We start from the raw sequence: 11,040 nt of genomic DNA, 5'->3' as shown, positions 1-11,040 counted from the left end.
AAACAAACAATGAACATATAATGCGATTGGCATTTATCCACTTTTGACAATATAATATATAAACACTATAGCCAGAATTTAATCAAGTTTCAATTACATCCAGCCTGATTATTCAACTCTATTTTCTCTATTATCTGTATTAATAAATGACAATGAGTGTCAAACAGACATTATTCATTTCAACATGTAACTTTGGGCAAAATCAAGATACGCGCAGAAGAATAATTTCCGAATGAATGTAGAAAGTGTTTTATTTATAGATAAGGAGAGTCTTCGATAGTAGTGAGGTTGACAGATATCCGCTGCCTAATGAGCAATTATGCCCAATGAATCTACCTCATTGGGCATAATTTGGAACACATCAGATAGCTTTTGCCATCTTCAGATTACACGGGCTCATCTGCCAGTTGAATGTACCGTTTCCGCTTTCATCAAGCGTTACGCTGGCAATGGCCGAGGTGGTAAACATAGGCGGCGTTTCGCCCGGACATAACTCGGCAACCAGATACCCGACTAACGGTAAGTGAGAGATCACCAGTACCGAAGCAACACCTTCATTGGTCAACGCCTGCAAATAGGCACTGACCAGACCAACATCGCCGCAGGGCGTTAACTCCGGCAGAACTTCTGCACTGGAAGGCAGGTTCAGACAATCCCCTACTTCTTCCAGTGTTTGCTCGGCTCGCAGGAACGGGCTCACCAGAACGCGTTCGATTTCCACTTTTTGACCTTTCAGCCAGTTCGCCATCAGGCGAGATTCGTCACAACCATTAGTGGTCAGAGGACGAACCGAATCACTGGCGGCATCGAGGGCTGCGTCGCCGTGACGCATGATAAAAACTTGCATATTGCACCGCTTTTGTTAACCAGATTCGCCCGTTTTCTTTCATCTGAAACCAGAGAAAGAAAACGGTGGCCGGCATTGTGCCTTATCCATTCACCGAATGAAACGCTGTTTTTTACCTCAATGGCGTAAGTATAGTCAATATGCGTTTACATTTTGACCAACACTCCGCCATTCAGCGCGGATTCATATAGCTTTGACCTTCTTATTGCAGGTCAGTTGCAGTTGTTTTCCAAAAACTTTCCCCACGCGCGCCCATCTCGACCAAACGCTCGCAAGGGGTAAAACGGGAACCATACTGCGTGGCCAGTCGTTGCATTATTGCAACCACTTCGCCCGCGCCGAGAGAATCGATATAGCGGAACGGTCCACCGAGAAATGGCGGAAAACCAATGCCAAATACCGCACCAATATCCCCGTCACGCACGCTACGGATAACCTGCTCATCAACACAACGTACTGCTTCATTCAGCATCAACATCACACACCGTTCAGCAACCTGCGGTGCGGAGAGTCGCCCCTGCCCTTGTGCGCCAATGAGCGGGTAAATGGCAGGATCGACCTGTTTTTTGCTTTTACGCCCTTTCTGACCATAAAGATAGAAACCCCGACCATTTTTTCTGCCTTTGCGATCGTCGTTCAAAATTGAAGAAACAACATTTGCAGGCGCGCTAAAACGTTCTCCATAAGCGGCTTCCAGTACAGGAATAATTTTAGTCCCGGTGTCGATTCCTACCTCATCCAAAAGTTGGATTGGGCCTACCGGAAAACCAAATTTCACTAGCGCGGCATCAATGTGCTCTACCCGTTCACCTTCGGTCAGCATGCGGATAGCTTCATTAATGTAAGGCGCTAAGATGCGATTGACGTAAAACCCGGCTTTGTCACGCACGACAATGGGCGTTTTGCCCTGTTTTTTCGCCAGTTTTACCGTAGTGGCGATGGTTTGCGCCGATGTACCAGCATGAGGAATAATCTCTACCAGCGGCATTTTTTCCACCGGACTGAAGAAATGCAGGCCAATAACTTGCTCAGGTCGCGCAGCGTGAGCGGCGATATCACCAATCGGTAAAGATGACGTGTTCGAAGCAAAAATGGTATGAGCGGCGCAATTTTGCTCCACTTCCGCCACCATCTGTTGTTTTAATTCGAGATTTTCAAACACCGCTTCAATAATCAGATCGCGATGGGCAAAGCCGCGATAGTCCGTCGTTCCGGAGATTAATGCCAGCTGTTTGTCACGTTCGCTGGCTTTGAGATGACGACGGCGAACTTTGCCCTCCAGCTGATCCCAACTGTACTTCAGCGCATGATTTATGCCCTGCGGGTTGATATCTTTAATTCTGACCGGAAGCCCCGCTTTACAAGCAGTGACATAAGCAATACCGCCGCCCATCAAGCCACCACCTAAAATTCCCACGCTGTTTAATGGCGCAGGCGGTGCATCACTACCGGGATCTTTCTTCACGTCCGTACTGGCAAAAAAGATACTACGCAAAGCTTGCGATTGCGGCGTCATCGCCAGTTCGCCAAAGGCGCGAGCTTCAGCGTCATAGCCGCTGCTGGTGCCCTGCGCTAATCCCGTTTCAACAACCTCCAGGATGCGTTCTGTCGCCGGATAATTGCCTTGAGTTTTGTGTTCTGTTTTCTTGCCGACCATTTTGAACAGCAGCGCACGACCTAACGGCCCCGCCAGAATACGCTCGCGTACAGGTAGAGGGCGGGAAGATGGGCGATCCTTCTTCGCCAGCTCAACAGCGGCTTCCAGCAAAATGGAGTGCGGAACAACGTCATCCACCAGCCCCAGCTTTAATGCCTGTTTCGCCCGAAGTTGTTTTCCGGTGAGAATCATCTCTAATGCTGTACTGACGCCTATCAGACGCGGTAAACGCTGGGTGCCGCCTGAACCGGGTAACAATCCAAGTTGTACTTCAGGCAAACCGAGCACCGTTTTAGGATCGTCAGTACAAACGCGACCGTGGCACGCCAGCGCCAGCTCCAGCCCACCGCCCAGGCAAGCGCCATGAATAGCCGCGATAACCGGAATGGGCAAAGCATGAATCTCCGCCATCAACTGTTGGCCCTGCCGCGCCAGTGCTTCCGCTTCTTGCGCCGTTTTGCAGTTGCCAATCATGTTGATGTCTGCTCCGGCGATAAAATTGTCCGGTTTCGCGGAGATAAACACCACGCCGCGCAACTCTTTGTTTTCACGGAGTTGCTTAATAATGGCGCGCACCTGCGAGGCAAATTCCGCCTTCAGGGTATTCATTTTCTCATCCGGTACGTCGATGGTGATGATAGCAATGTTGTCCAGACGAACATTAAGAGTAAACGCTGATGCCATTTCCATTATTCCGCCTCCAGAACCATTGCCGCGCCAAGCCCACCGGCAGCACAGGCGGTAACTAAACCAAATCCACCGCCGCGACGGCGAAGTTCATGCAATGTCTGGGTAATCATCCGCGCGCCGGTCGCCGCGAAGGGATGTCCGTAAGCAATCGAACCGCCAAGCACGTTAAATTTGCTATCGTCCACTTCGCCAGTGGCATGTGCACGCCCCAGTACTTCACGAGCAAAACGTTCACTACCCAGCAACTGAATATTCGCCAGTGTCTGAGCTGCAAAGGCTTCGTGCATATCGATCAATGTCAGTTCGCTCATCGTCAAACCGGCACGTTCCAGCGCCAGCGGTGTTGACCAGGCTGGACCGAGCAACATGTCCTGCCAGACATCAATCGCAGTAAATGCGTAGCTGCGCAGATACCCCAGCGGCACCAGCCCTAATTCTTTCGCCCGGGATTCAGTCATCAGGATCACCGCTGCCGCGCCATCGGTCAGCAGCGTACTGTTTGCCGCCGTTACCGTTCCGTGTTTGCGATCAAACGCCGGGCGCAGCTTTGCGTAATCGGCAAGCGAGGAATTACCGCGAATATTGTTGTCTTCGACAAGCGGTTGTTTATAAGGAGGGATAAAGGCAGTCATCACCTCTTCTTTGAGTTTTCCGTCTGACCATGCCTGAGCGGCACGCTGATGCGAACGGTGCGCTAATGCATCTTGCTGTTCTCGGGTGATGCCGTAGGTTTTCGCCATTTGTTCGGCGGTGTCGCCCATCCACAAGCCAGTAGAATATTCTGCTACCGCAGGCGGTACGGGCATTAAGTCGCGCAAACGCAGGCGAGAGAAGAGTTTCAGGCGCTGGCTCATGGTTCGAGCTTTGTTGACATCAACCAGCACGTGCGCCAGTTTTTTACTGACGCCAATTGGCAATACGGAAGAGGAATCTGCCCCACCGGCAATCCCCGCTCGGATAGTTCCCGCCATCAGGCTTTCTGCGACGTTTGCAACCGCCTGGAAACTGGTAGCGCAAGCGCGGCTGACGCTGTAAGCATCGGTATGCACATTCATTCCGGTACCGAGAACAATTTCACGCGCAATGTTGGGGGCTTCAGGCATTTGTACGACCTGACCAAAGACCAGCTGTTCAATCACTTCAGCGGGGATCTCGCTGCGTGCCAGCAGTTCGCCTACCACCATCTTCCCTAAATCAACCGCGGGAATGCCATGAAAAGCCGTCGCCTGGCGGGCAAAAGGCGTACGTAAACCGCTAACAATGGCGATACGATCGCCCTGGCGGGTAACCAGTGGTAAAACCTGACCCATAACACTCCCCTGTAAAAAAAATAAATAAAGTGGTCTGACCTGATCATAGTCTTAACCATTTTTTTACATTTAGCCAAGCGGAGAAAAAGGAAAGTGGGAGCTATGACACAGTGAAGACAGAAGAAAGAAAAGAAAACGCCCCTGCCAGCAACTGACAGGGGCGTACGTACCCGAGAGGAATTAACGCAGACCCAGCTGGAAGATCAGCATTTCAGCTTCGCAGGCAAAAGTGAAATCGATATCCAGGCGCACACCGTCAGACTCTTCAGTGAAAGTCGGGGAGATTTTGCACGGTTCGGATTCCACTCTACGGGCTTTTTCAGTCAGCGCCGCCAGCGTTTGTTCTGCTTCTGCGCGGTTTGCAAACACGCGGCTGTAAGACGCAGTGCAGTCGGAGTTGTCCATAATGGTGCCAACATCCATACAGCAGCAAACCGGGGTTTCATCAGCACTACATTTACTCATCGTTGATTTCCTCTGTATGTGCACCCAAGGTGCCAGATAAACGTTGTGGATATTTTACGCTTCCGGAAAGTGCTGCTCCAGTTGTTAATTCTGCAAAATCGGATAAGTGACCGAAATCACACTTAAAAATGATCTAAAACAAAATTCACCCGAATCCGCGAGTGCGCAACCTCCAAATTTTGCCAGCTGGATCGCGTTTCTTAGATTATATTTGAAAAAAGATGGAAACATACTTGCAACATTCTAGCTGGTCCGACCTATACTCTCGCCACTGGTCTGATTTCTAAGATGTACCTCAGACCCTACACTTCGCGCTCCTGTTACAGCACGTAACATAGTTTGTATAAAAATAAATCATTGAGGTTATGGTCATGAGCCAGAAAACCCTGTTTACAAAGTCTGCTCTCGCAGTCGCAGTGGCACTTATCTCCACCCAGGCCTGGTCGGCAGGCTTTCAGTTAAACGAATTTTCTTCCTCTGGCCTGGGCCGGGCTTATTCAGGGGAAGGCGCAATTGCCGATGATGCAGGTAACGTTAGCCGTAACCCCGCATTGATTACCATGTTTGACCGCCCGACATTTTCTGCGGGTGCGGTTTATATTGACCCGGATGTGAATATCAGCGGAACGTCTCCGTCTGGTCGTAGCCTGAAAGCCGATAACATCGCGCCTACGGCATGGGTTCCGAACATGCACTTTGTTGCACCGATTAACGACCAATTTGGTTGGGGCGCTTCTATTACCTCTAACTATGGTCTGGCAACAGAGTTTAATGATACTTATGCAGGCGGCTCTGTCGGGGGTACAACTGACCTTGAAACCATGAACCTGAACTTAAGCGGTGCGTATCGCTTAAATAATGCATGGAGCTTTGGTCTTGGTTTCAACGCCATCTACGCTCGCGCGAAAATTGAACGTTTCGCAGGCGATCTGGGGCAGTTGGTTGCTGGTCAGATTATGCAATCTCCTGCCGGGCAAACTCCTCAAGGGCAAGCATTGGCAGCTACCGCCAACGGTATCGACAGTAATACCAAAATCGCTCATCTGAACGGTAACCAGTGGGGCTTTGGCTGGAACGCCGGAATCCTGTATGAACTGGATAAAAATAACCGCTATGCACTGACCTACCGTTCTGAAGTGAAAATTGACTTCAAAGGTAACTACAGCAGCGATCTTAATCGTGCGTTTAATAACTACGGTTTGCCAATTCCTACCGCGACAGGTGGCGCAACGCAATCGGGTTATCTGACGCTGAACCTGCCTGAAATGTGGGAAGTGTCAGGTTATAACCGTGTTGATCCACAGTGGGCGATTCACTATAGCCTGGCTTACACCAGCTGGAGTCAGTTCCAGCAGCTGAAAGCGACCTCAACCAGTGGCGACACGCTGTTCCAGAAACATGAAGGCTTTAAAGATGCTTACCGCATCGCGTTGGGTACCACTTATTACTACGATGATAACTGGACCTTCCGTACCGGTATCGCCTTTGATGACAGCCCAGTTCCGGCTCAGAATCGTTCTATCTCCATTCCGGACCAGGACCGTTTCTGGCTGAGTGCAGGTACGACTTACGCATTTAATAAAGATGCTTCAGTCGACGTTGGTGTTTCTTATATGCACGGTCAGAGCGTGAAAATTAACGAAGGCCCATACCAGTTCGAGTCTGAAGGTAAAGCCTGGCTGTTCGGTACTAACTTTAACTACGCGTTCTGATAACGCGTTCGCCTGGATAAAGTCACCTGCTATGCAGGTGACTTTAACTCCCCCACTTCACCGAAAGTAGTTTCCTCATTGCTTGCCTCCTGAGTTTTGCAAACAGCCTGATGGCAGCTTGCCCTTTCAAATCAGTAAGTGGTATCCACAGACAAACCTGAAGGGAAATGCATATTTTCAAGCGTTCTGCTCGTCCTTCTCAAAGAGTTTACTTTTCTGCATTTCCAGGATACTCACCCCCCCTGGCTATTGTGCGCTTATACACTCAAATTAAAGATAGGTTCTAAATAAATGAGCGTTTTTTGATAGTCTATTTCATTAGGTAATATATATTTGTAACAAATCAATCAACATGGAATAAAATCATGCTACCATCTATTTCAATCAACAATACCAGCGCAGCTTACCCAGAATCCATTAATGAAAATAACAATGATGAAATTAATGGATTAGTACAAGAGTTCAAAAACCTTTTTAATGGTAAGGAAGGAATAAGCACCTGTATTAAACATCTACTTGAACTTATAAAAAACGCCATACGAGTAAACGACGATCCTTATAGATTTAATATTAATAATTCCTCAGTTACTTATATTGATATTGGCTCCAATGATACAGACCATATTACTATTGGTATCGACAACCAAGAACCAATAGAATTACCTGGAACTATAAAGACAAAGAACTCGTCCGTACTATCATTAATGACAACATAGTTGAGAAGACTCATGATATCAATAACAAGGAAATGATCTTCAGCGCATTAAAAGAAATATATGATGGAGATCCTGGTTTTATCTTCGATAAGATATCACACAAACTCAGACATACGGTAACGGAATTTGATGAGAGCGGGAAAAGCGAACCAACGGACTTATTTACCTGGTACGGTAAAGATAAAAAAGGCGACTCTCTCGCTATTGTAATTAAAAATAAAAACGGAAATGATTACTTATCTCTCGGTTACTACGATCAGGACGACTACCACATTCAAAGAGGAATTCGTATTAATGGTGATAGTCTCACCCAATATTGTAGTGAAAACGCCAGGAGTGCTTCAGCGTGGTTTGAAAGCAGTAAAGCTATCATGGCAGAATCATTTGCAACTGGTTCCGATCATCAGGTTGTAAACGAGCTCAACGGGGAAAGACTGAGAGAACCTAACGAAGTTTTTAAACGTTTAGGTCGAGCAATAAGATATAATTTTCAAGTGGACGATGCAAAATTTAGACGCGATAATGTAAAAGAAATAATTTCTACTTTATTCGCTAACAAAGTTGACGTTGACCATCCTGAAAATAAATACAAAGACTTTAAGGATCTCGAAGATAAAGTTGAAAAAAGACTTCAAAATCGCCAGGCGAAATATCAAAATGAAATTAATCAACTATCTGCACTAGGTGTTAATTTTGATGATATTTAAAATTATTTTTCCAGTTTTTTGATTTTTCAACGCCTGAATATCGGAAATAGTCAGTGACGAACATCAGTATTTTTACATCATTACGTCCGGGTCATTGTCGGTTTATCTCCTTTTACTTGTGGTAATTGAGGGATAACAACAAAAAAGGTGAGTTTTGCGACTCACCTTTTTTATTTGTTTCTTATTCAGAATCGATATCTTTTAAATCATCCTGAATCGCTTGCGCGTTCGGATTTTCCTGCGGTTTGAGTTCGCCGCCATTAGCGATGAAATCATGACGCTGGAAGTACGCTTCGCGCACCATAATATAAGGATCGGACGACTGACGCAGCAGACCATCGGAATCCAGCAGCTGAGCGCGGGTTTCGATCCCTTCAAGCGTCCATTTACCCACAGACATCGGCCAGGTCAGCCAGGAAAGAACCGGGTAAAGACCATCCGCCATATCACCACCGTCATCACGCAGCGTGAAGCTACCGTAGAACGGTAACTGAACGTAAGGCCCATAACCCACGCCATAATGACCAAGCGTACTACCGAAGCGGTGAGGTTCAGTCCGTTGCAGTTTCGGGTTCGCCATCCCTGCAACATCAATAAAGCCGCCCATCCCCAAAATGGTGTTCAGGAAAAAGCGGGTAAAGTGGACCATCCCCTGATAAGGGTCGCCCTGCAAGAAGTAGTTAACCATCACCGCAGGTTCTTCAAGGTTGCCAGTAAAGTTGCTCAAACCATTACGCGCCGGTTGCGGAACATAATCACGCCAGGCGACAGCGACCGGTCGAACAATATACGGGTCTAATACGTTGAAGTTGAAGTTGTACATGGTGCGGTTGAACCCTTCTAACGGGTCAGAACGCCCTTGCTGATCTGTACCGGAACTCGCACACCCCACCAGAAGCGTAGTTCCCAGAGCAAGCGCCGACAGGCGAAGCTTCATAAATGTCTCCCTGTTTTTTTATGGCTTATGCAGTTTGCCATCCATGACGGAACGATACCGTATCCGCCTGTTTAGGTGTGGGCGATTGTAACAGCACGTCAACTGATGTCCAGACGCCCTGATTTGCTGATTTGATCATAGCCTGGTAATCGCCGCCCTGTAGGCTACTTGATTCTATAGAAACAGAAAAAGGCAAACGCAGCCTTTTCTACATTTTCAGAGTAACTCCCGCCAGTTGCGAGCAAAAAAGCCGCTACGCTTTAGCTATACGTGCTAATTCAAGAGAAGAGACCATGAACAACGACAAAATTGATCAACACAGCGACGAAATTGAAGTTGAGAGCGAAGAAAAAGAGCGCGGCAAAAAAATAGAAATAGATGAAGACCGACTCCCCTCCCGGGCGATGGCAATTCATGAGCATATCCGCCAGGATGGTGAAAAAGAGCTAGAACGCGACGCAATGGCGCTACTGTGGTCAGCCATTGCGGCGGGTCTGTCGATGGGCGCTTCGTTACTGGCAAAAGGGATATTTCATGTCGAACTGGAAGGTGTGCCGGGCAGCTTCTTGCTGGAGAATCTCGGTTATACCTTTGGTTTTATTATCGTCATAATGGCCCGCCAGCAATTATTTACCGAAAACACCGTGACTGCGGTACTACCCGTCATGCAAAAACCGACAATGAGCAACGTTGGCTTACTTATGCGGTTATGGGGAGTCGTGCTGCTGGGTAATATTCTCGGGACTGGTATTGCTGCGTGGGCATTTGAATATATGCCTATCTTCAATGAAGAAACTCGCGATGCATTTGTCAAAATCGGCATGGATGTGATGAAGAACACCCCCAGCGAGATGTTTGCCAACGCGATCATTTCCGGCTGGCTGATCGCCACTATGGTATGGATGTTTCCTGCAGCAGGTGCGGCAAAGATTGTGGTGATTATATTGATGACCTGGCTTATTGCCCAGGGTGACACCACCCATATCGTGGTCGGTTCTGTTGAAATCCTCTATCTGGTGTTTAACGGTACGCTGCACTGGAGCGATTTCATCTGGCCCTTCGCACTACCTACTTTAGCGGGGAACATCTGCGGCGGCACCTTTATCTTCGCGTTAATGAGTCATGCACAGATTCGTAACGACATGAGCAACAAGCGTAAAGCAGAAGCACGCCAAAAAGCAGAACGTGCGGAAAACATTAAGAAAAATGATAAAAACCCAGCATAAATGGCGAGGGTTTAAGCAATCGAGCGGCAGCGTACTTACCCCGCAGTCCATTAGCGGGTATACTCATGCCGCATTGTCCTCTTAGTTAAATGGATATAACGAGCCCCTCCTAAGGGCTAATTGCAGGTTCGATTCCTGCAGGGGACACCATTTATCAGTTCGCTCCCATCCGTACCAGTCCGCAAAATCCCCTGAATATCAAGCCTTCCGTATATTCACAGTTCGTCATGGTTCGCGTCAGATCGTTGACAGCCGCACTCCATGACGGGTAAAAAGTGGATAAAATAATTTTACCCACCGGATTTTTACCCATGCTCACCGTTAAGCAGATTGAAGCAGCAAAGCCGAAAGAAAAACCATACCGCCTTCTCGATGGTAATGGCCTGTACCTTTATGTCCCTGTATCCGGGAAAAAGGTATGGCAGCTTCGCTACAAGATTGACGGTAAGGAGAAAATCCTGACCGTCGGAAAATATCCGCTTATGACTTTGCAGGAGGCAAGGGATAAAGCATGGACTGCGAGGAAAGACATCTCGGCTGGCATCGATCCGGTAAAGGCGAAAAAGGCTTCGTCTAACAACAATTCATTTAGTGCGATTTACAAGGAATGGTACGAACACAAGAAGCAAGTCTGGTCAGTAGGGTATGCGACTGAACTTGCAAAAATGTTTGATGACGACATTTTACCCATCATCGGCGGCCTTGAGATTCAGGATATTGAGCCGATGCAACTGCTGGAAGTAATCCGCAGATTTGAAGATCGCGGTGCAATT

Annotated in this window: 7 protein-coding genes, 1 tRNA gene and 2 pseudogenes; 5 read left to right on the top strand and 5 right to left on the bottom strand. The window is 47.8% G+C overall.

What is annotated here, in order from left to right:
- Nucleotides 1-361: 361 nt before the first annotated feature.
- The 4 genes from sixA to ACUU1M_RS15845 all read right to left on the bottom strand — a co-directional run bounded on the left by sixA (nucleotide 362) and on the right by ACUU1M_RS15845 (nucleotide 4,969).
- Nucleotides 362-847, bottom strand: a complete 486-nt coding sequence (sixA, locus tag ACUU1M_RS15860) for a phosphohistidine phosphatase SixA (RefSeq protein ID WP_001195819.1) — start codon at nucleotides 845-847, stop codon at nucleotides 362-364.
- A gap of 202 nt (nucleotides 848-1,049) precedes the next feature.
- The gene (fadJ, locus tag ACUU1M_RS15855; protein ID WP_000424986.1) at nucleotides 1,050-3,194 is read right to left on the bottom strand and encodes a fatty acid oxidation complex subunit alpha FadJ; all 2,145 of its coding nucleotides are present in this window, start codon (nucleotides 3,192-3,194) and stop codon (nucleotides 1,050-1,052) included.
- Nucleotides 3,194-4,504, bottom strand: coding sequence for an acetyl-CoA C-acyltransferase FadI (gene fadI / locus ACUU1M_RS15850; protein WP_000531930.1), 1,311 nt, complete (start codon nucleotides 4,502-4,504; stop codon nucleotides 3,194-3,196). Before fadI ends, fadJ begins: the two co-directional genes overlap by 1 nt.
- Nucleotides 4,505-4,684: 180 nt before the next feature.
- A complete protein-coding gene (locus tag ACUU1M_RS15845; protein ID WP_005076071.1) occupies nucleotides 4,685-4,969 on the bottom strand; it encodes a YfcZ/YiiS family protein in 285 nt (94 codons plus the stop codon).
- A gap of 371 nt (nucleotides 4,970-5,340) precedes the next feature.
- Here ACUU1M_RS15845 and fadL point away from each other — a divergent pair, with 371 nt between their 5' ends.
- A complete protein-coding gene (gene fadL, locus ACUU1M_RS15840; protein WP_005047046.1) occupies nucleotides 5,341-6,681 on the top strand; it encodes a long-chain fatty acid transporter FadL in 1,341 nt (446 codons plus the stop codon).
- A 365-nt stretch (nucleotides 6,682-7,046) separates the two neighbouring features.
- Nucleotides 7,047-8,104 (top strand): annotated as a pseudogene (gene yfdF / locus ACUU1M_RS15835) (protein YfdF).
- A 181-nt stretch (nucleotides 8,105-8,285) separates the two neighbouring features.
- Here the strand turns inward: yfdF and mlaA are convergent.
- Entirely contained in the window at nucleotides 8,286-9,041 is a 756-nt protein-coding gene (gene mlaA / locus ACUU1M_RS15830; protein ID WP_000776768.1) for a phospholipid-binding lipoprotein MlaA, read from the bottom strand.
- 293 nt (nucleotides 9,042-9,334) lie between these two features.
- On the opposite strand from mlaA, the gene ACUU1M_RS15825 reads away from it, so the two are divergent.
- From ACUU1M_RS15825 to intS, 3 genes and pseudogenes are all read left to right on the top strand, one after another.
- Nucleotides 9,335-10,267 carry a formate/nitrite transporter family protein gene (locus tag ACUU1M_RS15825; protein WP_152028984.1) on the top strand — a complete coding sequence of 311 codons (933 nt, stop codon included), beginning with the start codon at nucleotides 9,335-9,337 and terminating at the stop codon, nucleotides 10,265-10,267.
- A 75-nt stretch (nucleotides 10,268-10,342) separates the two neighbouring features.
- Nucleotides 10,343-10,417, top strand: a tRNA-Arg gene (locus ACUU1M_RS15820).
- A 161-nt stretch (nucleotides 10,418-10,578) separates the two neighbouring features.
- Nucleotides 10,579-11,040, top strand: a pseudogene (intS, locus tag ACUU1M_RS15815) (prophage integrase IntS); the annotation flags it as partial.

It is taken from the genome of Shigella sp. SIG6, assembly GCF_053555815.1.
The sequence above is the reverse complement of the archived record's forward strand: the minus strand, read 5'-3'. Positions and strand labels throughout refer to the sequence as shown.